General features: G+C 69.6%; 19 protein-coding genes and 1 pseudogene. 9 read left to right on the top strand and 11 right to left on the bottom strand.

Annotated elements, in window-relative coordinates:
* Positions 1–2: 2 nt before the first annotated feature.
* Both AB0O34_RS12690 and AB0O34_RS12685 read right to left on the bottom strand, forming a co-directional pair.
* Positions 3–746 carry a class I SAM-dependent methyltransferase gene (locus tag AB0O34_RS12690; RefSeq protein ID WP_363915473.1) on the bottom strand — a complete coding sequence of 248 codons (744 nt, stop codon included), beginning with the start codon at positions 744–746 and terminating at the stop codon, positions 3–5.
* Positions 747–836: 90 nt separating this feature from the next.
* A complete protein-coding gene (locus AB0O34_RS12685; protein ID WP_363915472.1) occupies positions 837–1991 on the bottom strand; it encodes a methyltransferase in 1155 nt (384 codons plus the stop codon).
* 160 nt (positions 1992–2151) lie between these two features.
* On the opposite strand from AB0O34_RS12685, the gene AB0O34_RS12680 reads away from it, so the two are divergent.
* The 3 genes from AB0O34_RS12680 to AB0O34_RS12670 all read left to right on the top strand — a co-directional run bounded on the left by AB0O34_RS12680 (position 2152) and on the right by AB0O34_RS12670 (position 4651).
* A complete protein-coding gene (locus tag AB0O34_RS12680) occupies positions 2152–2403 on the top strand; it encodes a hypothetical protein (RefSeq protein ID WP_363915471.1) in 252 nt (83 codons plus the stop codon).
* Between the two features lie 188 nt (positions 2404–2591).
* The gene (locus AB0O34_RS12675; RefSeq protein WP_363915470.1) at positions 2592–3566 is read left to right on the top strand and encodes a lytic murein transglycosylase; all 975 of its coding nucleotides are present in this window, start codon (positions 2592–2594) and stop codon (positions 3564–3566) included.
* Between the two features lie 581 nt (positions 3567–4147).
* Positions 4148–4651: a hypothetical protein gene (locus AB0O34_RS12670; protein WP_363915469.1), complete on the top strand. Its 504-nt coding sequence runs from the start codon at positions 4148–4150 to the stop codon at positions 4649–4651.
* Positions 4652–4710: 59 nt separating this feature from the next.
* Here the strand turns inward: AB0O34_RS12670 and AB0O34_RS12665 are convergent.
* Positions 4711–4896, bottom strand: a pseudogene (locus AB0O34_RS12665) (hypothetical protein); the annotation flags it as partial.
* A gap of 156 nt (positions 4897–5052) precedes the next feature.
* Here AB0O34_RS12665 and AB0O34_RS12660 point away from each other — a divergent pair.
* The 3 genes from AB0O34_RS12660 (at position 5053) to AB0O34_RS12650 (ending at position 7282) form a co-directional block, all read left to right on the top strand.
* Positions 5053–5445: a DUF998 domain-containing protein gene (locus tag AB0O34_RS12660; RefSeq protein ID WP_363915468.1), complete on the top strand. Its 393-nt coding sequence runs from the start codon at positions 5053–5055 to the stop codon at positions 5443–5445.
* A 48-nt stretch (positions 5446–5493) separates the two neighbouring features.
* On the top strand, positions 5494–5868 hold the full coding sequence (locus AB0O34_RS12655; protein WP_363915467.1) for a YciI family protein: 375 nt from the start codon (positions 5494–5496) through the stop codon (positions 5866–5868).
* A 157-nt stretch (positions 5869–6025) separates the two neighbouring features.
* A complete protein-coding gene (locus AB0O34_RS12650) occupies positions 6026–7282 on the top strand; it encodes an RNA polymerase sigma factor (RefSeq protein WP_363915466.1) in 1257 nt (418 codons plus the stop codon).
* A 24-nt stretch (positions 7283–7306) separates the two neighbouring features.
* Here AB0O34_RS12650 and AB0O34_RS12645 read toward each other — a convergent pair whose 3' ends face one another.
* Complete coding sequence (locus tag AB0O34_RS12645) at positions 7307–8239, bottom strand: SDR family NAD(P)-dependent oxidoreductase (protein ID WP_363915465.1); 933 nt, start codon at positions 8237–8239, stop codon at positions 7307–7309.
* A gap of 169 nt (positions 8240–8408) precedes the next feature.
* Between AB0O34_RS12645 and AB0O34_RS12640 the strand changes: the two genes are divergently transcribed.
* On the top strand, positions 8409–8990 hold the full coding sequence (locus tag AB0O34_RS12640) for a helix-turn-helix domain-containing protein (protein WP_363915464.1): 582 nt from the start codon (positions 8409–8411) through the stop codon (positions 8988–8990).
* 81 nt (positions 8991–9071) lie between these two features.
* Here AB0O34_RS12640 and AB0O34_RS12635 read toward each other — a convergent pair whose 3' ends face one another.
* The 6 genes from AB0O34_RS12635 to AB0O34_RS12610 form a co-directional block, all read right to left on the bottom strand.
* Positions 9072–13136: a Pls/PosA family non-ribosomal peptide synthetase gene (locus AB0O34_RS12635; protein WP_363915463.1), complete on the bottom strand. Its 4065-nt coding sequence runs from the start codon at positions 13134–13136 to the stop codon at positions 9072–9074.
* Positions 13137–13180: 44 nt separating this feature from the next.
* On the bottom strand, positions 13181–14563 hold the full coding sequence (locus tag AB0O34_RS12630) for a diaminobutyrate--2-oxoglutarate transaminase family protein (RefSeq protein WP_363915462.1): 1383 nt from the start codon (positions 14561–14563) through the stop codon (positions 13181–13183).
* A 678-nt stretch (positions 14564–15241) separates the two neighbouring features.
* Positions 15242–15901: an SRPBCC family protein gene (locus tag AB0O34_RS12625; protein WP_363915461.1), complete on the bottom strand. Its 660-nt coding sequence runs from the start codon at positions 15899–15901 to the stop codon at positions 15242–15244.
* A gap of 43 nt (positions 15902–15944) precedes the next feature.
* A complete protein-coding gene (locus AB0O34_RS12620; protein WP_363915488.1) occupies positions 15945–16331 on the bottom strand; it encodes a VOC family protein in 387 nt (128 codons plus the stop codon).
* Positions 16331–16717 (bottom strand): metalloregulator ArsR/SmtB family transcription factor, encoded by a 387-nt coding sequence (locus AB0O34_RS12615; RefSeq protein ID WP_363915487.1) that lies wholly within the window; start codon positions 16715–16717, stop codon positions 16331–16333. The genes AB0O34_RS12620 and AB0O34_RS12615 overlap by 1 nt, the downstream gene beginning before the upstream one ends.
* Positions 16718–16767: 50 nt before the next feature.
* Positions 16768–17466, bottom strand: a complete 699-nt coding sequence (locus tag AB0O34_RS12610) for a class I SAM-dependent methyltransferase (protein ID WP_363915460.1) — start codon at positions 17464–17466, stop codon at positions 16768–16770.
* A 105-nt stretch (positions 17467–17571) separates the two neighbouring features.
* Here AB0O34_RS12610 and AB0O34_RS12605 point away from each other — a divergent pair, with 105 nt between their 5' ends.
* Positions 17572–18549, top strand: a complete 978-nt coding sequence (locus AB0O34_RS12605; protein ID WP_363915459.1) for a YafY family protein — start codon at positions 17572–17574, stop codon at positions 18547–18549.
* Here the strand turns inward: AB0O34_RS12605 and AB0O34_RS12600 are convergent.
* On the bottom strand, positions 18540–19463 hold the full coding sequence (locus tag AB0O34_RS12600) for an SDR family oxidoreductase (protein WP_363915458.1): 924 nt from the start codon (positions 19461–19463) through the stop codon (positions 18540–18542). The genes AB0O34_RS12605 and AB0O34_RS12600 overlap by 10 nt on opposite strands.
* Before the next feature lie 238 nt (positions 19464–19701).
* Here AB0O34_RS12600 and AB0O34_RS12595 point away from each other — a divergent pair, with 238 nt between their 5' ends.
* A complete protein-coding gene (locus AB0O34_RS12595; RefSeq protein ID WP_363915457.1) occupies positions 19702–22140 on the top strand; it encodes a LuxR C-terminal-related transcriptional regulator in 2439 nt (812 codons plus the stop codon).
* The last annotated feature ends 107 nt before the right edge of the window (positions 22141–22247 follow it).

The raw sequence follows: 22247 nt of genomic DNA, 5'->3' as shown, positions 1-22247 counted from the left end.
GGTCAGCCTGTCCGCTGGAGCAGGAGGGTGACGAAGCCCAGGATTCCCCGGTAGCCGTGCAGCCACATGTCGCGGTGCTCCAAGGCGGCCGCTCTGGCCGCGTCGGCGTCCGGGCCAGGGTTCTCGTTGGCCCAGCGCAGGAGCGTCCCCGTCCAGGACCACTCGTATTCGTCCCATTCGGACAGGTCGCTGGTGTACCCGTAGACCGTGTCGAAACCGGCGGACTCGGCGGCGGCGACGGTACCCGGTAGGTCGAGGAACTCCGACGGCTCGGCGCCCAGCCGTGTGAGCGCCTCCGGCGTCGGCTCGCGCTCCCAGAACCCTTCGCCGATCAGCGCCAGCCCGTTCGGCCGCAGGTAGCGCCGTACGTGGCCGACGGTGGGGCCGAGTCCGCCGAACGCGTGCGTCGCCCCGACGCAGACCACGAGGTCGTACTGCTCGGCCACAGGAAAGTCGACGGCCGACCTCTCGTGTAGCCGGATGCGCTCCCAGACGCCCTGGATCTCCGCGTTCGCCTCGGCCGCCTTGAGCGCGTCGATGGAGATGTCGACGCCATCGGCGGTCGCGTCCTCGTAGAGCGCCAGCGCACGCAGCGTCCAGGCCGCCTCACCGCAGCCAAGATCGAGGATTCTCGCCCCCTCGGGCAGCCGGGCCCGGCGCAGCAGGCGGGTCACGTGCGCGCCGGAGACGGGCGCGGCGATGGGATGGTCTCGATGGGCGAGATGGCTGATGAACTGGCGTTGCATGGAACCAATCTGTCCTATCTCCACAGGCCACACCAGCCGTTGAACCGCACCGCCGGAACCTGCCACCAGCAATGGCGGCAGTCGCCGGTGTCAGCGTTTTACGGCTCGCAGGACCACGAACTTGGGGTCGCTCGCGGCGACCTCGCAGTTGCCGAAGAGCCGGCGCAGCTTCACGTGGTAGCCGAGGTGCCGGTTGGCGACCACCCACAGCTCGCCGTCGCGGCGTAGTGCGGCGCGTGACCCGTTGAACATGCGCCAGGCCGTCGCGTCGGTCCTCGCGCGGTGCGTGTGGAACGGGGGGTTGGTCAGCACCAGGTCCACCGTCCCTGCCGGTACACCGGACATGCCGTCGGCCGCCAGGAACGTTGCCCTGGTGCCCCCATCCACATTGGCCCGGAATGTGGCCTCCGCCGAAGCCAGCGCCTGGTAGGACTCGTCGATGAACGTCACGTCGGCTTCGCTGTCGGCCAGGGCCGCGGCGAGCCCGATCACGCCGTTGCCGCAGCCCAGGTCCACGACGTGCTCGCGGCCATGCAGCGGTGGGAGGTTCTGCAGGAAGAAGCGGGTGCCGATGTCGAGGCGGTCGGCGCAGAAGGTGCCCGCGTGGTTGGTGACGGTCAGGCCGGAGACCGCTCCGATGCCGGCGGGCAGCGCGTAGCTTCGCGGCCACGGGCTGGCGGTCCGTGAGAGCCGAGGGTCCGGTGAGCAGAAGATGAGCCGTGCCTTCTTCGCCGCCAGTGACGTCTTGGTCGGCCCGAGGATTCGTTCGAACAGCTTCAGCGTCGAGGTGTGGATCTCGGTGACCATACCCGCGCCGACGACCACGGTGCCCGCGTGCACGTGGGGTGCGAGACGGTGCAGTTGGTCCTCAAGAAGGGCGAGGCTCTTGGGCACCCGGATCAGCAACACATCGATCCGGGGCGGCGGCGTGTCCATGGTCGTGGAGAGCCGCGCCGCGTCTTCGGCGACCCCGTTGCGGCTCAGGTTCGCCCGGGTCGCCTCCTGGGTGAGGTAGGAGTCGGTGACCTGCACGGGACGGTGATCGGCGATCGCGGTGACCAGAGCACCCCACCGGTCGCCGAGCACGACCACGGTGCCCGACAGGTCGGCCGGTTCGCCGTCGATTCCTTCGAGGTGCCGCAGCAGGTACTCGTCGGCGGCGTCCCAGGCGCGAAGCGGGTCACGGGGATCTTGGGGGAAGCGGGTGAGGTCGAACTCACCTCTCGACGTCGTCAAACGGTTCATCGTGACTCAGGCTAGCGAGTCGCGCGATCGGGGCCGAACTCATCCTCAGCGAGGCACCCGAAGCCGCCCATCACGCGAAGTAGGGTCGGCCGGCCTGACAGGACCGGCCGCCGGCCACGAGGCCTCACATCTGAGGAGCTCAGTTCCTACAAAGCGGCATATGTCCCGACGCGCCTCCGGGCACCGGGTGACCGCGTCCGCTGAGCGGTTGGATGCTCCCACCCGATCGGTCATGCTCGACATCGCGATCGACGGCCGGGCCGTCCCGTCGCGCTCGGCCAAGCAGCGGGTTCTGCCGGCCGTTCTGATCAGCAGCGCCAACGCCCCCGTCGCCGGCCAGCGGCTCATCGACGCCCTGTGCGACGACCCGCCGTCCTCGGCACCGGCATTCGGGCGACAACCACCGCGATAATCCAGGCGATCGAGCCGGGAGAAAGGAGTGAACCGTCGGGAACGCCCCGCATCGAAGTGCTCAAATTAGGGTCGATGGCCAGCACATGCTCCGAGAATCGCGGCGCTGCGCGTACGTTGTGATCGATGAAGGATCAGCACGCTGGGAACGCATGGCCGGGACGTCGCCACCAGACGGGGAGGAGGACGATGCCCGTCGATGAGCACTCCTCGGGCGGCAGGTCGCGGGGGAGGTTGCTGGTCGCCTCGCTGGTCGGCCTGGCCGTCTCGATCTCCGGGTGCGCCGGCTCGGAGGGCGCCGTTTCGTCGGCCGCTCCCCGCCAGACCGTGACACGGCCGCAGCCAGGGCAGTCGGCTACGCCGTCGGCGAAGGAGCCCTCCCGTCAGGCGCCGGCCCTGCCCTCCCCGGGCGCGGCCATCCCCAAGGACCCGTCGCGGCTGGCCGATTCCCTGACCAGTACGGTGGCGCGGCTTCGACAGGCCACGGACGACTGGGTGCGCAAGGGGGACCCCTCCGAGGGGCACGCCCCCGAGCCGGTGGTGCTGCTGGCTCTGCACCAGCAGCGCATCTACCGCTACCTGGCCCGCGATCCGAAGGCCGCTTCCCGTACCTACGCCAGGCTGCCCAAGGCCCTGGCCAAGGACGCGGAAGACAACGTGACGGCCATCCGGAACCTACTGTCCCTCGCCCGGCCCATCAGCGGATCGGCGAAGTTCCGCGTCCAGCCTCCCGAGCCCGCCGATACCCTGCTCGGCCACTTCCGGCGGGCCGAGCGGCGGTTCGGCGTCGAGTGGGAGGTGCTGGCCGCGGTGATGTTCGTCGAGACCAAGTTCGGCCGCGTGAGGTCACCGAGCTACACGGGCGCCCTCGGACCCATGCAGTTCATGCCGGGGACGTGGCAGGCCTACGGGATGGGCGGTGACGTCCAGGACACCAGGGATGCCCTGCTCGCGGCGGCCAACTACCTGCACGCGTCGGGTGCCCCGCGCGACTACCGGCGCGCGCTGTACGCCTACAACCACTCCCAGGCGTACGTCGACGCGGTGCTGCTGCACGCGCGCCAGATGAAGCGGGACATCAGGAACTACTACGGCTACTACAACTGGCAGGTGTACGTCGTGACCACCCATGGCGACCGCCGCCTCACCGGCCCCGACCGATGACTGGGCCGCGGACCGCCTAGGAGAACCTCATAGAGGGGGCTGAATGGTGATCGCCTCCGGTAATGTCGCGTCCGTCTTGCGGCCTATGGAGGGGAAATGCGCAAGGTGCAACCGCTTCGTACCGGCGATCCTCGGCGCCTGGGGGAGTACCGGCTCGTCGGGCTGCTCGGAGAAGGCGGCCAGGGCGCGGTGTACCAGGGCGAGGACTCGAACGGGGAACCCGTGGCGGTCAAGCTGCTCCACGCCCGGTTCAGCGGGGACGCCAGAGCGCGCGACCGATTCGCAGCGGAACTGGCCCACGCGCGACGGGTCGCGGCGTTCTGCACGGCCCGGGTGCTGGATGCGGATGTGGAGGGTGACTCGTCGTCGCCGCGTGCCTTGCCAAGGACCCGGCTCTGCGCCCCACCGCACGGAACATCCTGCTGCGTCTGCTCGGCGGCCAGGAGGCTTCCGCGACGGCGGAGACGCTCCTCACCGAGGGCGCCCGGACCTCGTCTCCCGCGTTCCTGCCGGCCACGCTGGTAATGCCGACCGACCTCACGGCGGGCGGTCACGAGCCACACCGGAAAGGCCGTCGGGCGATGGCGCGCGCGGTCGCGGTCGCGGCCCTGTTACTTGGTGCGGTGACGGTTCTTTCATGGGCGAAGGTCGGTGTTCTGCAGCGGAAGATTCCTCTCGGCAACGTGGAAGTAGCCGGGCTGGCCACCATCTGGGGCGTCCTCACGCTCGTCATGGCAGTGGCCGCGTTGGCCGTCGCGATCACCGATGAGTTCACCCAGCGCCTGTCCGCCGCGTGGGCGGCCATCCCCGGTGGTATCGCCATCATGTCGATCATCGCTTTCCAGATCCGTCAGGGGGACTTGCACAGCAAGCACCCCAACTTCGGAATGCTGACGGTCGATGATCTGCGCGGCCTCGAGATGAGTTTCCGTATCTCCCTTGCCTATGGGTGGTACATCGCGCTCACGATGTCCATTGCCCTTGCGGTGTTGGCCCTGATCGCTCTGCTGCTCCGCGGAGGTGCCAAGTCATCGGCCGATATCGGGATGGAACCACCTGGACGTCTAGGAACACCGGGCGCTTGAGCGGGAACGGCGCTCGCCCCTGGGCATCGGTCATCTTCCAGTAGATGCGGCAGTTCGGGGGCCCACACAGGCACCGGGATGTCCACGGTCCGGCCGGGCGCCGTCGGTGGAATGCTCGCCGTCTTGGGTGATCGGCGGGGCCCGGTGTTGACGCGCGCCAGACGCCTGCCCTCCCAGTGCATCGTCCCGGTCTTGTGAAGCCTCCACACCTTCCTGGATGACGAGCCCTGCCGTACTTTCGAGCCGTCCGGGTACGTCGTGTCACCAGCGAATTCGGCGCCTCAAAAGATCTTGAAAAAAGATTCGGCCTACTTGTCGAATCCGCGTGGCCTCGTTCGAAGCGTAGTCAAAGGGCCGAGAGCAACCCGGGAATCAGCCCCGACACTCGCTAGGAGAAGGCCATGACCCGGCAGATGACCAGGACCGCGAACCCGGTGACCTGCGACCCGCGGACGAGCGTCACCAAGTCGCTCCTGGGCTACGGCGTCATCGCCGGACCGGTGTACATCGTGGTGTCCCTCGCCCAGGCGCTCACCCGGGACGGTTTCGACCTCGCCCGCCACCAGTGGAGCATGCTCGCCAACGGCGAGCTCGGCTGGATACAGATCACCAACTTCTTCGTAGCCGGGCTGATGACCCTCGCCTGTGCGGTCGGCCTGCACCGGGCGCTCCCCCCTGGGCGCGGCGCGATCTGGGCCAATCTCAGCTTCATCACCGGAATTGTGATCATCTGGACCTGGCTCTCGGCCCTGTCGCTCCACCTCTGCCGGCACACCACGCCCGAGCAGGCCTAACCCCACCCGACCACACCATTCAAGACACGAGATCGAGGTAAAGCCACGATGCGATACATGGTCGTGCTCAAGGTCACCAACCAGCCCACCACCCCGCCTTCCGCCGAGTTGATGGAAGCCATCGTCAAGCTGGGGGAGGAGGCCACGAAGGCCGGCGCCCTGCTCGACAACGCGGGGCTGGCCCCGAGCGCCCAAGGCGCGCGCGTCGAGCTCACCGCAGGAAAGCTGAGCATCACGGACGGCCCGTTCGCCGAGGCCAAGGAGCTGATCAGCTACGCCCTCTACCAGGTCCGGTCGAAGGAGGAGGCCGTCGAGTGGACCTCCCGCTTCCTGAAGATCCACCGCGACCACTGGGAGGGCTGGGAGGGCGAGGCCGACGTGCTGCGCGTCTTCGGGCCCGAGGATTTCGCCGCCCCCGCGTAACCCGCCGTCAGCGGTGCCCCGTCGCACCGCCGCCACCGTGCCCCCGGCCAGGGATCCTGGCCGGGGCCGCGCGCGTTCCCGGCACCTTCGCCCTCTCGCGCGCACATCCGGGACGAAAGGTGCCGCAGGCGGCGACGGGGTGCTTGGATCGGGTGTCATGACGGTTGGCGATCCGCATCGGGTGGTGGAGGCGGTCTGGCGGATCGAGTCCGCCCGGGTGGTCGCCGGACTTGCCCGGATTGTGAACGACGTCGGCCTGGCCGAGGAGCTCGCGCAGGATGCCCTCGTCATCGCGCTGGAGCAGTGGCCGGAGTCGGGCGTGCCGGACAATCCCGGCGCATGGCTCATGCTCACCGCCAAGCACCGGGCGGTCGACCTGCTGCGGCGCAGGACCCGGTACGAGCGGAAGCTCGAAGAGGTCGGCCGGGACATGGAGATCCGCCAGGAGTCGGCCGAGGCGGAGCTGGACGAGGCCCTCGACGACCACATCGGCGACGACATGCTGCGCCTGCTGTTCACGGCCTGCCACCCCGTCCTGCCGACCGAGGGACGCCTGGCACTCACCCTCCGCTTGCTCGGCGGCCTGACGACGGAGGAGATCGCGCGAGCCTTCCTCGTGCCCGACGCGACCATCGGCCAGCGGATCTTCCGCGCCAAACGCACCCTGGCCGACAAACAGGTACGGATCGAGATGCCCGCGCCGGCCGAGCTGGCCGAACGGCTCTCGTCGGTTCTTGAGGTCATCTATCTCATCTTCAACGAGGGCTACTCGGCGACCGCCGGTGACGACTGGATGCGCCCGTCGCTCTGCGAGGAGGCGCTGCGCCTGGGCCGGATCCTGGCGGGCCTCATGCCGCGGGAAGCCGAGGTGCACGGCCTCGTCGCTCTGATGGAGATCCAGGCCTCCCGCGCCCCCGCGAGGACCGGCCCGGGCGGCGAACCCGTACTCCTCCTCGACCAGGACCGAGGCCTGTGGGACCGGCTGCTCATCCGCCGAGGGCTGCAAGCCCTTGACCGGGCAGAGGCGCTCGGCAGGCTCGGCCCGTACGGCCTGCAGGCCGCGATCGCCGCCTGCCACGCCCGCGCGCTGTCCGCCGAGGACACCGACTGGGAGCGGATGGCGGCCCTCTACCGGGTGCTCGCCCACGTCGCCCCCTCCCCCGTCGTGGAGCTGAACCGCGCGGTCGCGGTGAGCATGGCGTACGGTCCAGCGCGGGGCCTTGAGATCGTGGACGGGCTGGTGGCCGAGCGCGCACTCAAGGACTACCCGCAGCTGCCCGCGGTGCGGGGCGACCTCCTCGCGAAGCTCGGCCGCCTCGACGAGGCGCGCGAGGAGTTCGGACGGGCGGCCGCGCTCACCCGCAACGAGCGCGAGCGAACCCTCTTCCTCACCCGCGCCGCCACCCACGCATAAGCGCCCGCCCTCGCGGGCCCCTGGTCACGCGGCAAGGGTGTCGATGGAGAGTTCCCAGAGGCGGGTGGCCGCCTCGGGGTCGAGGGCGTACGCGGCGACGCCGCTGCGGGTGCCCGGCTGGTTCGGCCCCGCCTCGCCGCAGTCCTCGAAGTACCGGCCGCCGATGCCTTCGAGCAGAGGAGACGTGGCGACCAGCACGGAGGTGGCGGCGCCCTGCTCGGGCGTCTTCCACGTGAACGACCCGGCGCCCGTCTGGCTGCGCATCCGCTGCAGGTCTTCTTCGGTGATGTGTCGCTGCAGGTTGGTGCGGATGCCGCCGGGCATCAGCGAGTTGACGGTGATGCCGTCGTTCGCCCAGCGCCTGGTCGCCTCGACGGCGAACAGGACGTTGGCCGTCTTGGACTGCCCGTACGCGGACCACGGCTCGTAGGCGCGCTCCAGGAAGTGGATGTCCTCGAACACGATCGGCGAGCGCAGGTGCGCGCTGGAACTGACCGACACGACACGCGCGCCGCCGGCCGCCGCGAGTGCCTGGTGGAGTCCCGTGGTGAGGCCGAAGTGGCCGAGGTGGTTGGTGGCGAACTGCAGTTCCCAGCCCTCGGGCGTGCGCGTCTCTGGCGAGGCCATCACGCCGGCGTTGTTGACGAGGATGTGCAGCGGGCCGTCCCAGGCGGTGACGAAGGCCGCCACGGACGCCCGGTCGGCGAGGTCGAGCGATGCGACGAGGACCTGCTTGTTGCCGGTGGTCGCGATGATGTCGTTCGCGGTGCGCTCACCCGCGTCGAGGTCGCGGACGGCCAGCGTGACCTCCGCGCCCGCTCCGGCGAGGGCCCGCGCGGTCTCGATGCCGATGCCGGAGGCCCCGCCGGTCACGATGGCGCGGCGGCCGGTGAGATCGATGCCGTCGACGACCTCGGCGGCTGTGGACTGGGCGCCGAACGGCGTGGTGATGGTCATGATATTTCCCCGTCTGGTTTGGCCACCCAAATCGAGCGGCCAGCCGGTACGCTGTCAAACGGAGGAACCTCCGCTACGTTAAGCACTCTAAATGGAGCAGCCTCCGTTTAGCAAGCCGAGGCCCGAAGTGGGACAGTTGACGTTGAACACGGACGAAGGAGGAGGAGTCGTGCCGGCCACCGGGCCCCGACCGCTGCGCGCCGACGCGCGGCGCAACCGCGATCGTCTGCTCGACGTCGCCGTGCTCGCGTTCTCCAAGGACGGGCCGGACGTCACGCTCGACGCGATCGCGAAGGCCGCGGGTGTCGGCATCGGCACGCTGTACCGCCACTTCCCGAGTCGCGAGGCGCTCATCGAGGCGGCGTACCGCAACGAGCTCACGAGGCTGTGCGACGCCGCGGCGGAGCTTCTGCGCACCATGCCGCCCGACGAGGCGACACGCACCTGGATGGATCACTTCGTCGATTACATGACGACCAAGCGCGGCATGGCCGACGCGTTGCGCGCGGTCATCGCCTCCGGCGGCAACCCGTACGAGCAGAGCCGTGACCGGCTGGTCGCCGCGATCTCGATGCTGCTCCAGGCAGGCGCGGCGGCCGGGACCGTACGGTCGGACACCGAACCGGGCGATGTGCTGGCGAGCCTCGGTGGGGTGTCGCTCGCCGCCGGCGAACCCGCCCAGCGCGACCAGGCTCGCCGCCTGCTCGACCTGCTGATGGACGGTCTGCGCTACCGGGCCGCCACGCGCTGAGGCCGAGGCTTCAGGGCACCTCGATGAAGCCGTACTTCTCCAGTTGCCTGCTCCTGCCCTGACTGAGGTGGTGAGCAAGGGCTAGATCTGTTTGGCCGGATTGCCCTGCCATCGCGCGTGGGGGGCGAGCTCCTCGCCCTTCATCAGGAAGGAGTCGGGGTCGAGGACGGCGCCGTCGCCCATCCGGGCGCCGTAGTGCACGAGGGCCCTGGTGCCGACGCTGCAGCCTTCCCCGATCACGATGTGGTCGGACTTGAACGTGCCGTCCTCCAGCGAGTGCGCCTGGATCAGGCTCCCCTCCGCCAGCGTCGAGTCGCTGCCGAGGGTGACCAGCGTCTTCTCCGGCATGTAGCCGCCGTCGTCGAACACCCTTCGTCCCAGCCTCACGCCCAGCAGCCGCCAGAACAGGTTCTTGAACGGGGTGCCGTTGAGCACGTCCAGATGTGTCGTCACGCTGAGCTTCCAGTAACGCTCCTGCCACCAGTAATACGGCTGGTAGATCGAGCAGAACCTCGGCTCCAGCCTCCCGAACCCGATGGCGACGCGTTCGGCCAGCACGAAGTAGCCGGTGGTGAACACCAGGGTGAGGACGATGTCCGCGGCGATGACCGCCGTGCCGAAGAGGTCGTACAGGCTGAAGGCCAGCAGGGACAGTAAGATGACGCCGAACACGTAGATCCACCGCACGAGCAGGTACAGCGCCATGGTCACGAGGTTGTGCCTGTTCTTGGCCGCGAGGCGGCGGCGGAACTCCTCCCCGGTCTTCAGATGGTCGAAGCCGCTGTCGCGCTGCACCGAGCGCGGGATCTCGAAGCACGGCGAGCCCAGCAGCCCGACGTCCTGCCGCAGGTGACCGTCGATGGGGATCATGACCTTCGTCGCGAGGAGGCAGTTGTCGCCGGCGCGGCTCTGCGGCGGGTAGGCGACGTTGTTCCCGACGAACGTTCGCGCGCCGACCGACGTGCGTGACACGCGGAACGACGTGCTGGAGTAGTCCGCGTTCATGATCGACAACCCGTCGGAGACCATCGTGCCGCTGCCGACGGAGGTCAGGTACGGCGTCTCGTGCTTGAGCTCCAGGCCGAAGTTCGACCCCGTCTGCTCGACCGTGGACAGCCTGTATCCGACGGCGCGGAGAAAGTGGACGACGTACGAGCTGTCGCCGAAGAGGTACATGAAGAACGGCACGTTGGTGATCCGCGTGATCGCTCGCATCGCCCCGTACCGGAAGCCGTACAAGGGATAGACCTCGCCCGGCGTGAGCGCGAGGTTCAGCAGGCGGGGAACGGTGGCCACCAGGGCGAGCCCGGCCAGGATGGCGCCGAAGAACAGCACGCCCGAGGTGACCAATGCGTCCCGGTACAGCTGCCCGCCCGCCGGTGGCGCGGATCCGGGGGCGCCTGTGAGCGCGGCGAGGCTCGGCACCTGGGTGCCGAGCAGGTACGTGCCGCCGATCACGAGCGGGACGTACACGAGCAGCGCGCTCAGCAGTTGCACGGCGCCGAACCTGGCCCTGCGCCAGGTGCCGCAGGCGGCGGGTTCGATCGCCCGGTAGTCGGTGGTGGTGTGCTGTGCCGGGGACCCGTGCCAGCGCCCGCCGTCCGGAACGGATTGGGACGACTGGAGAGACGAGGAGTGCCCGAGCTGGGCCCCGTCGCCGAGCGTGGCGCCGATGTCGATCACCGTCGCCTCGCCGACGAACGCGTCCTTTCCGAGGGTGATCGGCCCCGTCTCGATCACGCCCGCACGGGCCCGGTAGCAGGGGAAGTACGAGTCCTTACGGATGACCGTGCCGCCGCCGATCGCGAGCAGATCGGTGCACACGGGAACGTTCTTGGACAGGATGACGACGCCGGGACCGATCCTGGCCCCCAGCGCCCTGAGATACAGCACGTAGAGCGGGGAACCGGCGAAGAGCGCCATCGGATTTCGCCTGACGAGCGTCTTCACGGTCCAGAACCGCAGGTAGGCCAGGCTCCAGATGGGTATCTCCCCGGGTTTCCAGCGGCCGACGAGCGCCCATTTCGCCACGATCGGGATGGTGCACAGCGCGATGAAGATCGCGCCGCCGGACACCAGTGACCGCAGGTAGAGGTCCACGGGACCGGTGGCCCCCGAGATCCATCGGTAGGCGCCCACCAGCACAGAAGCGGCGAGGTAGGCGTAGCCGAGGAACAGCAGGAGTTGCAGGGCTCCGCACAGGAGATAGCGCGCCGTGCTCGCCGCGGGTCTCGATTCCGGGACCGGCGGCTCGGCGGCGGGCGCCGCGTCCGCGAGGGCCGCGGCGAGGCTTCTGACCGTGGGGTGCAGGTAGACGTCCTTCATCGACACCGGCGCGAGGTCCGCCCGCTCCCTTACGCGGGCGCAGAAGCGTGCCATCAGCAGCGAGTTCGCCCCCAGCTCGTCGAAGAAGTGGCTGTCGACAGACACCTGTTCGAGGCACACGACATCGGCCAGCGTGCCGGCCAGAACGCTCTCGGCGGCGGTCGACGGGGCGACGTAGGCCTGCCTGGTGGACAGGCAACGAGGGCCCTTCGGCGGCGGGAGGTTCTTGCGGTCGGCCTTGTTGCTCAGCAGCATCGGGATGTCGGGAAGCTGCTCCACGTAGGCGGGGACCATGTAGCCGGGAAGGCGCCCGCGCAGCCGCCGGTAGATGTCCTCCTGGCCGAGGCCGGGGGTGTCCTCGCGGGGACTGTAGTAGGCGACCAGCTCGACGACCCCGGGCTCGGGCTCGTAGGTGTCGACCACGGCCTGCGCGACCCCGGGCACCTGGAGCAGGACCGACTCGATCTCGGCCAGTTCGATGCGGTATCCGTTGATCTGGACCTGGGTGTCGATACGGCCGTGGTACTCGATCTCGCCGTCGTCGTTGACCCGGCCGAGGTCTCCGGTCCGGTAGATCCGGCCCGACGGGTTGTCGGGCAGCCCGAGGAAGTCCGGGATGAAGGCCCGTTCTGTGAGATCGCCGCGGTTGACGTACCCGCCGGCCAGGCCGATCCCGGCGATGCCGATCTCGCCCAGCTCACCGGGGGGTAGCACCCGTGCCTTGGCCGGATCGAGGATCACGACGGAGTAGGTCGGCAGCGGGACGCCGAGGGTCACCGGCTCGCCCGGGTGGAGCACCTTCCAGGTGGCGGTGACGGTGGCCTCCGTCGGGCCGTACACGTTGAGGAACCTGCGGCCGGGCCGGTGCCAGCGGCGTACGAGGTCGGGCGGGCAGGCCTCCCCGGAGACCAGCAGGAAGCGAAGGTCCGGAAGGTCCTGGTCGAGGGTCGCCAGCAGGGTCGGGACGCAGCACAGCGCGGTGACCCGGCCCGCCCGGAGGAACTCCCACAGCTCCCGGCCGAGCAGCGTGACGCCCGGCGGTCGCGGGACCAGGGTCGCCCCGGACAGCAGGGGCACCCAGATCTCCTCGACCGAGAAGTCGAAGGCGATGGTCATGCCCTGGTAGACCCGATCGCCCGCCCGCATCTCGTACGCCCCGGCCGCGACGCGGACGAAGTTGCAGATGCCGGCGTGCTGGATCGCCACGCCCTTGGGCCTGCCCGTCGAGCCCGACGTGTAGATGATGTAGCAGAGCTCGTCGACCGGCTTGCCTCGCTCGTCGTCCGTGAGGCGCCGGTCGTCCTCGGCGGCGACCGGGATCTCCGCTTCGTCGAGGAAGAGGATCTCGGCGTCGACGTGCTCGACGCGGCCCCGCAGGTGCGACAGGGAGAGCACCATCCGCACCCCGGCGTCCTGGACGATGTACGCCAGCCGGTCGGCGGGGAAACCGGCGTCCATCGGCACGTACGCCGCGTTGATCTTGAGGACGGCCAGCATGCCGGCATAGGAGTGCACGGCGTGATCGAACAGCAGGGCGATCCGGTCCCCCGGCCGGGCGCCTCGCTTCAGCAGATATCGGGCGAGCCGGTTCGCCCGCGCGTCCAGCTCGTCGTAGGTGAGCACGACGTCGCCCGCGTCCACCGCCCGCCGGTCGCCGAGGCCGGCGGCCCGCAGCCGGTCGCACTGCTCCTCGAACAGCGACTCGAGCCTGTCCCCGCCCCCTGGCCAGGCCGAATGCGGGCTCTTCGCGCCGATCAGGATCTGATCGCCCGGCCTCGGATCGGAGCGCTGAACGTCCTGGACGTCGGCCTGTCTGGTCATGCTGCCTCCATCAACCACCACAGATGCCCTGGTGCCGGACCGGCTCAGGCCGCCACCAGGCAGCGCTCGTCGATGGCGTCGACGAGGATGGAACACGCGGTGTCGACGACGTCGGCGCTCACGTTCAGCGGAGGGAGGATCCGCAGGACGCAGTCGTCACGCCCGCCGAGCTCGATGATCAGCCCTCGGCGCAGCGCGGCGGCCTGTACCTCGTGCGCCAGCTCGGTGGCCGGGCTCCCGTCGAGCGGATCGGCGAGCTCGACTCCCCACATCAGGCCGAGGCCGCGCACCTCGCGCACCCACGGGTTCTTCGGCAGCATGGCGAGCCGGTCGGCGATCTGCTCGCCGCGCTCCCGGACGTTGGCCAGCACGTCGTCGCGCCGCATGATGCGCACGGCCTCGGCTCCGGCGGCGAACGCCAGCTGGTTACCCCGGAAGGTCCCGATGTGCGCGCCCGGTGCCCAGACGTCCAGCCGCTGGTCGTACATGATGATCGCGACCGGGAGGCCGATGCCGCTCAGGGCCTTGGACGCGACGATCACATCGGGTTCGATGTCGTACTGCTCGAAGGCGAACCAGGTACCCGTACGCCCGCATCCGGTCTGCACCTCGTCCACGATGAGCGGGATGTCGAGCTCGCGGGTCAGAGCGCGCACCCGCTGGACGAACTCCTTGCGGGCCGGGATCACCCCGCCTTCGCCCTGCACCATCTCCAGGATCACCGCGGCCGGCAGCGGGATGCCGCCGTTCTTGTCGTGCAGCGACTGTTCGAGGTGTCCGGCGCAGTTGGTGCCGCACGTCTCGGGCATGAGGCCGAGCGGGCAGCGGGTGCAGTACGAGTAGGGGAAGAAGTGGATCCCCGGGACACCGTTTCGTACGGGCTGCTTCTGCCGTACGAGCCCGCTGAGGGCCATCGCCGCGTGGCCGCTGCCGTGGAACCCGCCCTGGAAGGCGATGACGTCTCCCCGGCCGGTCGCGATCTTGCAGAGCTTGATCGCGGCATCGACGGCGTCACCTCCCGAGGGCCCGCAAAAATGGATCTTCATGCTGTCGCGCAGGCCCGGGGGCAGCATGGACAGCTGTGCCTCGGTGAACGCGTCCTTGGCCGGCGTCGGGAAGTCGAGGCCATGCGTGAGGCGGTTGAGCTGTCCGGTCACGGCTCGTACCAGTTCGGGGTGGTTGTGCCCGAGCGACAGGACCCCCGCGCCGGTCAGGAAGTCGATGAAGGTGTTGCCGTCGAGGTCGCGCAGGAAGCTGCCGGATGCGTCGGCGATGGCCAGGGGAAGGCGGCGCGGGTAGGTCCGCGCGTTCGACTCCCGCTGAGCCTGCCGGGCGAGCAGTTCCGCGGAGCGCGGGCCTGGAAGATCACTCTCAACATAGGGATAGGGCAACGTGGTGGATTTGGCGCTGCGATCGGCCAGAGTCATCGGGCTCTCCTCTCAAGGCGGCCGACGTGCTGGATCCTTTCAAGGGGTGCGTGCGTCTCAAATCTCCTAACTCACCCATCACAGACTAGCCACACGTATATCGCTGATATCGGTCGGACTGCCAGAAACAACGCCTTCTGTGATCCTCCGCGAATCATGGCCTCGGTCTACGGATACGGTTCCACGAGCGGTACCCGTACAAACACCCCAACGCTACTCATGTCCGTCTAAGCTTCGCGGACTTCCCGTTTCAGGAGGAACTCCAAAAAGTGTTTTGTCCGGACGTGATCGTTCTTCGCCGATCGATGTCGGGGTCGGTGACCTGGTGGTATGGTGCCCGTCCGGTCGCTGATCATGGGAGTGGCCGTCGGCGACATCCGGCTCATCGGGCGTGTCGGCTCGGGGTATAAATCGGGATTTGTCGCGAAATATTAAGACATGCTGGCCTGGCTTATCGGCGGGCCGATCCGCCCTAAGGATCATGTGAATCGGCAAGGCCCTCTATTATTACCATTCCCTGGCAATCGGAAGGCTTCGCATTTAAGCAGTGAGACGTGATGACCCGCAGCAGGGGAAGCGATTCGGATTATGTCAGCGAATCGCCAATAAGATCGCTATGAAAAGGGCAATACCCCGGCGCGCCCGCCAGCGGCGCCGGGGCTCTAAGGCGGCAAAAGGTCAGGCCGGGTCCTCATCGGACGTCGTGCTCGCAGCCGAGTCGGACGCCGTGCTCGCGGCCGAGCCGGGCGCGGCCTTGTCGAGCACCGCCGCCCAGGCGAGGCTGATCCGGTCGGCCAGGTCGGTGATCTCCGGCATGTTCCCGATCTCGGCGGGAGCGACGTCCGGAAACTCCCCGCGAAGGTACGTGCCGAGCGCGATCAGGCCCAGCTCCCAGCCGGCGCCGAGGCCCCACAGGCCCTTCTCGGGATCGTTGAGGAGCAAGCCGGTGATCTTGCCGAACGAGGAGTGTTCGAGCTCCAGCTCGGTGCCGTCGCCGCTGGGCGACAGCCGCAGCTCGACCTGGTCCTCCGGAAGGTCGCCCGCCTCCCCGTACACCCAGGTGACCGTGAGGCGCCGGGGCGGTTCGCAGCGCAGGATCCTGCCGCCGGCGTTGCCTTCGAAGCTGAACGTGCCGCCCTGCCGGAGGTCGCCGGAGGGCTTCATGAAGAAGCGGCTCAGCCGGTCGGGGTCGGTGCAGGCGTCCCAGACGTCCTCGACCTCGGCGTCGTAGCGCCGTCGCATCAGGATGGTCCGCGTCTCGCCCCCGTCGCGGTGCCGGCTGCCGAGCTCGCGCTCGGTGCCCGAGATCGGGTCGTCCTTGCCGAACACGTCGGTCATGTGCCGTGGTGCCTTTCGTCGCGGTGGAGCGCCGGGCGGGCCGTCAGCCGAGCTGGGTCAGGCTGATGAGGTTGCCGCAGGTGTCGTCGAACACCGCCTGGGTCACCGGGCCCATCTCCGTCGGCTCCATGGTGAAGACCACGCCGAGCGCCTTCATCCGCTCGAACTCGGCGTGGATGTCGTCGGTGGCGAACGAGGTGGCGGGGATCCCGGACTCGAAGAGCGCCTGCTGGTAGGTCGTGGCGATCGGGTTGCCGTTCGGCTCAAGGAGCAGCTCGATGCCTTCGGGCCCGGCGGGGGAGGTCACGGTGAGCCAGCGGTCCTCTCCGACCGGGACGTCATGCTTCATCGCGAAGCCGAGGATGTCGGTGTAGAACGCGAGGGCCTTGGCCTGGTCGTCGACGAACACGCTGGTCAATGCGATTTTGATCATGAGGTCTCCTGCTCTGGGTCGAGGGGGTTGTCCGGTGACGCGCTCGCCAGATCCTTCGCGCGACGGTCGCGCCGCCCCCGCGCGAGCTCGGTGCCGAGGGCGTCCAGCCCCTGGCTCCAGAACCGCCGGTAGCGCTCCAGCCACACGTCGATCTCCCGAAGGGGCGCAGGGTCCACGGCGTACAGGCGTCTGGCGCCCTCGGCCCTGACCGTCGCGAACCCGTTCTCGCGGAGCACCCGAAGGTGCTGCGACACCCCGGGCTGGGAGATACCGAACTCCTCCTGGACGATCTCGCCGACCTCGCCGGCCGACCGCTCGCCGTCGGCGAGCAGCTCAAGGATCCGGCGCCGGACCGGGTCCCCGAGGACGTCGAACGCGTGCACGCGGGCCAGCATGGCAGTTGCCGCTTATATAAGTCAAACCTTAAAGATCGTCAGCGTTTGACGCAGGTGTAGGTCCCATAGATGGACTGGCCGTAGGCGGCGTCGACGATCTCGAAGCCCGCCGCCTCCAGCATGGGTTCGAGCAGCCACCGGAAGGTGCTGTATTCGGTGCGGAGGTGCTCCGCGTAGTCCTCGCGGGTGTATCCCTGCCGCGGATCGTCCACCGCGCCGTCGAGCCAGCGGTCGAGGACCTCGCCGGCCTCGGCCGGCCGGAAATCGAAGATCAGGTCGTGCAGGCGCAGGACGCCGCGCGGTCGCAGCATCCGGGCTACGCGGTCGAGCGCGACCGCCTTCCAGAAGTCGGGGAGCTGGTGGAGGGCATGGCGCGTGTAGACGGCGTCCGCCGGCGGGCCCGAGTGCTCGTACGACAGGAAGCCCGCCCGTACGACCTCGACGTTCGAGAGCCCGGCCTCGGCGGCGCGGTCGCGCAGGTGGTTCCCCATCGCCGGGGAGACGTCCACCGCCACCACGCGCCGGAAGCGGAGCGCGGCGGCCAGGGTGAACCGCCCTGTCCCGGCGCCGAGGTCCACGACGGTCGCCGTCTCGTCGACGCCGTGCTCGCCCAGCACGGCGAGGTCCCCGGTGGGGTCCGGGCTGCCCTGCTTGCGGTCGAACCCGGCGACGAAGCCGGGGTCGAGGTGCTCGGGTCCCGCGTAGGCCAGCTCGTCAAGAGCCCATTCCATCTTCATCGCCCGATCGTGGCACGCCCGCCCGGACGGTCGCACATGCTTTTCAGCTCGCTGCCCGCGCCGGCTGGGAGGACGGCCGGCACGCTGAGAGGTCAAGATGGAAGGGTGCGTGCTTCCCGGTTGATCTCGCTGGTGTTGCTGCTGCAGTCGCGGGACACGATGACGGCCGCCGAGCTGGCCCGCGAGCTGGAGGTCTCGGAGCGCACGGTCTCGCGTGACGTGCTGGCGCTCTCGGCCGCCGGAGTGCCGGTGTACGCCGACCGGGGGCGGCGCGGCGGCTACCGGCTGGTCGGCGGCTACCGTACACGGCTGACCGGGCTGAGCAGGGCCGAGGCGGAGGCGCTGTTCCTGTCCGGGCTGGCGGGGCCGATGAGGGACATGGGGCTGGCCGAGGCCGTGTCGTCCGCCCGGCTCAAGGTGCTCGCCGCCCTGCCGCCCGGCCTGCGGGACGCGTCGGCGCGTGCCGGGCAGCGGTTCCACCTCGACACCCCGGGATGGTTCGCCGACGCCGGCCCGCCGCCGCTCCTCGCCGATCTGGCGCGGGCGGTCTGGCAGGACCGGGTCGTCGAGCTCCGCTACCGGCGCGGCCGAGAGGTGACCCGGACGGTCCGCCCGTACGGGCTCGTGCTCAAGAACGGTGTCTGGTACCTCGTCGGGCAGGTGGGGGAGGACTACCGGACCTACCGGGTGGACCGGGTCGTCTCGGTCACGGTGCCCGGCGAGGGGTTCGTCCGGGACGAGGGGTTCGACCTGCTCGCGTTCTGGACGGCAGGGGTGGCCGAGTTCCTCGCCTCGCTGCTGGTCGAGCAGGTCACGCTGCGGGTGAGCCCCGATGGGCTGCGCGTGCTCAGGGCGACCGTCGAGCCGCCGGCGTCCCGGCAGGCCCTCGCCGCCGCGGGGGAGCCCGACGAGCGGGGCTGGGTGGTCACCCGCCTGCCCGTCGAGTCCCTGGAGGTGGCCTACGGCGTGCTGCTGCGGCTCGGCCCGGAGGCCGAGGTGCTGGACCCGCCGTCGCTCCGCGCCCGCCTGGAGGACGCCGCGCGGCGGCTGACGGCCCTGTACGGCACTGGTGGTCAGCGGTAACCGGTGACGTCGGCGGGCTTGCCTTCGTCCACCACCTCGGTGAGGTACCTCCAGGCGTCCGGACGGCTCCCGTCCACGTCGGTGAAGCCGTGGATCTGGGCGAGCTGCCCGCTGGACAGTGCCCGGCCGTTCCACCGGGCGACGTCGGGGTCGGCGGCGAGGGCCGCCACCGCCCGCCCGACGTAGGCGGGCGTCTCCGAGATCGCGAAGTGGGGGTCGCGCTCGGCCCCGTCCCGCCAGTTCGCCTCGGTGACCCCGTAGTGCTCCAGCATCAGCTCCGAGCGCAGCCACCCCGGGGTGAGCGCGACGGCCGTGCAGCCGTACGGCCGCAGCTCCTCGCCCTGGCCGAACGCCAGCCGGATCACCGAGGTCTTGGCGAGATCGTAGAAGGCCGACAGCCGGTAGTGCCTGTCGTTGTACTCGGGAACGCCGTCGGTGACCTCCACCAGCAGCCCGCCCGGCCGCCTGATCAGCAGCGGCAGCGCGTAGTGGTCGGTGATGAGGTGGGTGTCGATGGCCAGCCGGAGCAGGCGCAGCCCCGCGTCGAGGTTGTGCTCCCACAGCTTGGAGTGCCATTCGAAGAGCGACTCCGAGCCCCAGATGTTGTTCACCAGCACGTCGAGCCGGCCCTGCTCCCGGTCGATCCGCTCCGCCAGCGCCTTGACCTGGTCCTGTTCCAGGTGGTCGACCTGGATCGCGATCGCCGTCCCCCCGGCGGAGGTGATCAGCTCGGCGGTCTCCTCGATCGTCTCCGGGCGGTTCATCTCCGAACGCCGCTCGCGCGTGGTGCGCCCGGTGACGTACACCGTGGCGCCGGCCGCGCCCAGCTCCCTCGCGATCCCCCGCCCGGCGCCGCGCGTGGCCCCGGCGACCAGCGCGACCTTTCCCGTGAGTGGTCCCCTTGTGGATGTCATGGAGGAAATGCTGTCAGCGATACCAGACAGCCTGTGTCCGGTTTTTCCGCGCGTTTCGAGGCCCGCCGGCCAGCGGCAAGGTGGTCATCCGCATGCCAAACCTTTGCGGTCACCTGGGACGATCGGTGCGCTGGGGACGTCGGTTCCAAAACGGCCTGGGCATAGCCTGACTTATGTCGACTCGTGTGCCGCACGCTGATTCGGTACCCGGTGTCGATGTGAGGCATTGGTGAGCGGTATGGCATCGAGCACCTCGAAGCGACGGCGGGTGCGCAGGCTGCCTGCCGAGGTGACAAGCTTTGTCGGACGCCGGCAGGAAGTGGCCGACGTCAAGTCGCTGTTGTCCAGGTCCCGGCTGGTGACCCTCACCGGCGTCGGCGGGGTCGGGAAGACCAGGCTGGCCACCCGGGTCGCCGCCGAGGTGCAGCGGGCGTTCCCCGACGGCGTCTGGCTCGCCGAGCTGGCCGCTCTGGCCGATCCCGATCTGCTCGCCCACACCCTGACGGAAGTCCTCGGGATCGAGGAGACGTCCACGCGGTCCCCCGCGGAGTCGGTCAGCGAGTACCTGGGTGACAAGAAGGCGCTCATCCTCCTGGACAACTGCGAGCACCTGCTGCACGACTGCGCCCTCCTCGCCGAGGAGCTCCTCGCCTCCTCGCCGGAGCTGCGGATCATCGCCACCAGCAGGCAGCCGCTGCGGATCGGCGGCGAGCAGACGCTGGCCGTCCTTCCGCTGCCGGTCCCCGATTCGGCCACGGCCAGGCTGTCGACGGACGCGCTGGCGAAGGTCGACGCCGTACGGCTGTTCGTGGAGCGGGCCGAGGCCGTCCTGCCCGGGTTCTCGGTCACGGACGACAACAGGGACGCGGTCGAGCGGATCTGCCGGCGGCTGGACGGCATCCCGCTGGCCATCGAGCTCGCGGCCGTACGGCTTCGCGCGCTGTCGGTCCAGCAGCTGCTCGACTGGCTGGAAGACCGGTTCCGGCTGCTCACGGCGGGATCGCGAACGGTGTCGCCCCGCCACCAGACGTTGCGGGCCCTGATCGACTGGAGCTACGAGCTGTGCACCGAGCCCGAGCGGCTGTTGTGGGCCCGTACCTCGGTCTTCCGCGGCGGGCTGGACCTGGAGGCGGCCGAGGCCGTGTGCTCCGGCGACGGCATCGTCCGCGAGGACGTCATCGACCTGGTGATCGGGCTCGTGGAGAAGTCCGTGCTGGTCCGAGAGGAGCACCCGTCGGGGGTCCGTTACCGGTTGCTCGAGACCATCCGGCAGTACGGCAGGGACCGGCTGGGCGAGTCGGGCGACGAGGAGGCGCTGTGGCGGCGTCACCGCGTGTACTACCGGGAGCTGGCGTCCAAGGCCCGTGATCAGATCTTCACGCGCTCGCAGGTGGAATGGCTCGTCCGTTTAAGGCTGGAACACTGCAACCTTCGAGTCGCCCTGCGGTCCAGCTTCGACCACGGTGAGGCGGCGGAAGGCCTGCGCGCGGTCACCGACCTGCTGTACCACTGGAAGACCAGCCACCACGTCAACGAGGGCCGTCGCCTGTTCGGCCAGGGGCTGTCCCTGGTCACCCGGCCCTGCGAGCTGCGGGCACGGGCACTGTGCGGCGCCGGCTGGCTGGCGATCCTCGAGGGGGACATCCCCCCGGCCCTTGTGATGCTGGAGGAGAGCCAGACACTGGGGGAGCGGCTGAGGCTCCACTCGGTACTCGCCTATGTCGCCCTCTACTTGGGCATGGCGGGCATGTACCAGGGGGACATCGAGCCGGCGATCAAGCTGTTCGAGGAGGCGCTGGCCTCATTCCGGGCCGCGGGGGACGAGGTCGGGGATGTCATGGCGCTGACCAGGCTCTCCCTCGCCTACTCCTACGAAGGGGACTCCGAACGGGCCGTCGCCGCCGGCGAGGAGGCGCTCCGGGCCTGCGAAGCGCGGGGGGAGCGCTGGCACAGGGCCTACGCGATGATGGCCCTCGCGATCGAGAGGTGGCGTCAGGGGAACGCGGAGCCCGCCGCCTGCCTGGCGAAGGAGAGCCTGCGGTTCGACAGCTCGCTCCACGACTGGCAGGGCATGGGGATCAACCTGGAGGTCCTGGCCTGGATCGCCGCCGGCGTGGGCGACTTCGAGAGGGCGGCCCGGCTGTTCGGGGTCCTGCGGGGCGTCTGGCAGACGGTCGGCACGCCGATGGCCGGGTTCGGGCATCTGATCTACTACCGCGACGAATGCGGGCGCCGCGTGCACGAAGCCCTCGGCGACCCGGCGTACAAGGCCGCCATGCAGCGGGGCGCGAGGTTGTCCCTGGACGAGGCGCTCGCCTACGCGCTTGAGGACAGCGGGCTCCTCGCCCCCTGCGCCGACGGAGCCGTGCGGCCGTCGCCGCTCACCCGCAGGGAGACGGAGATCGCCCGGCTGGTCGCCCTGGGGCTGAGCAACAAGGAGATCGCCACGACGCTGGTGATCGCCCAGCGGACGGCGGAGGGCCACATCGAGCACATCCTGAGCAAGCTCGGCTTCCACTCCCGCGCGCAGGTCGCGGTCTGGGCCGCCGAGCAGAGCCGGGTCGGCGGCGAGGAGGGCGACGACGGCGGGCAGGACGGCTCACCGGGCCCGGGAGCCGCGAAGGCGGACAGGCCCGCGTCCGGCCGGAGGCAGCGCAATGCCGGGGCCGACCGATAGCGGCGATCCGGTCGACCCCGGCGTCACCGGGGGAGGGGGGCGGGCCCGAAGGCCCGGTAGGGGGGAGGTTCTCTCCCGTGCGGGATTCCGGTTCAGTACGGCAGGGT

The sequence above is a fragment of the Sphaerisporangium sp. NPDC088356 genome (assembly GCF_040685555.1).
Classification (GTDB): domain Bacteria; phylum Actinomycetota; class Actinomycetes; order Streptosporangiales; family Streptosporangiaceae; genus Sphaerisporangium.
Note: the sequence above shows the minus strand (reverse complement) of the source record. Positions and strands in the feature narration are given on the sequence as shown.

What these genes read in the sequence shown, in the direction of transcription:
- AB0O34_RS12650 (WP_363915466.1), top strand. Translation starts at nt 6,026, where the DNA reads ATGACGGTTGGCGATCCGCATCGGGTGGTGGAGGCGGTCTGGCGGATC.
- AB0O34_RS12685 (WP_363915472.1), bottom strand. Translation starts at nt 1,991, where the DNA reads ATGAACCGTTTGACGACGTCGAGAGGTGAGTTCGACCTCACCCGCTTC.
- AB0O34_RS12600 (WP_363915458.1), bottom strand. Translation starts at nt 19,463, where the DNA reads ATGACATCCACAAGGGGACCACTCACGGGAAAGGTCGCGCTGGTCGCC.
- AB0O34_RS12655 (WP_363915467.1), top strand. Translation starts at nt 5,494, where the DNA reads ATGCGATACATGGTCGTGCTCAAGGTCACCAACCAGCCCACCACCCCG.
- AB0O34_RS12635 (WP_363915463.1), bottom strand. Translation starts at nt 13,136, where the DNA reads ATGACCAGACAGGCCGACGTCCAGGACGTTCAGCGCTCCGATCCGAGG.
- AB0O34_RS12675 (WP_363915470.1), top strand. Translation starts at nt 2,592, where the DNA reads ATGCCCGTCGATGAGCACTCCTCGGGCGGCAGGTCGCGGGGGAGGTTG.
- AB0O34_RS12660 (WP_363915468.1), top strand. Translation starts at nt 5,053, where the DNA reads ATGACCCGGCAGATGACCAGGACCGCGAACCCGGTGACCTGCGACCCG.
- AB0O34_RS12610 (WP_363915460.1), bottom strand. Translation starts at nt 17,466, where the DNA reads ATGAAGATGGAATGGGCTCTTGACGAGCTGGCCTACGCGGGACCCGAG.
- AB0O34_RS12690 (WP_363915473.1), bottom strand. Translation starts at nt 746, where the DNA reads ATGCAACGCCAGTTCATCAGCCATCTCGCCCATCGAGACCATCCCATC.
- AB0O34_RS12625 (WP_363915461.1), bottom strand. Translation starts at nt 15,901, where the DNA reads ATGACCGACGTGTTCGGCAAGGACGACCCGATCTCGGGCACCGAGCGC.
- AB0O34_RS12680 (WP_363915471.1), top strand. Translation starts at nt 2,152, where the DNA reads ATGTCCCGACGCGCCTCCGGGCACCGGGTGACCGCGTCCGCTGAGCGG.
- AB0O34_RS12595 (WP_363915457.1), top strand. Translation starts at nt 19,702, where the DNA reads ATGGCATCGAGCACCTCGAAGCGACGGCGGGTGCGCAGGCTGCCTGCC.
- AB0O34_RS12630 (WP_363915462.1), bottom strand. Translation starts at nt 14,563, where the DNA reads ATGACTCTGGCCGATCGCAGCGCCAAATCCACCACGTTGCCCTATCCC.
- AB0O34_RS12645 (WP_363915465.1), bottom strand. Translation starts at nt 8,239, where the DNA reads ATGACCATCACCACGCCGTTCGGCGCCCAGTCCACAGCCGCCGAGGTC.
- AB0O34_RS12670 (WP_363915469.1), top strand. Translation starts at nt 4,148, where the DNA reads ATGGCGCGCGCGGTCGCGGTCGCGGCCCTGTTACTTGGTGCGGTGACG.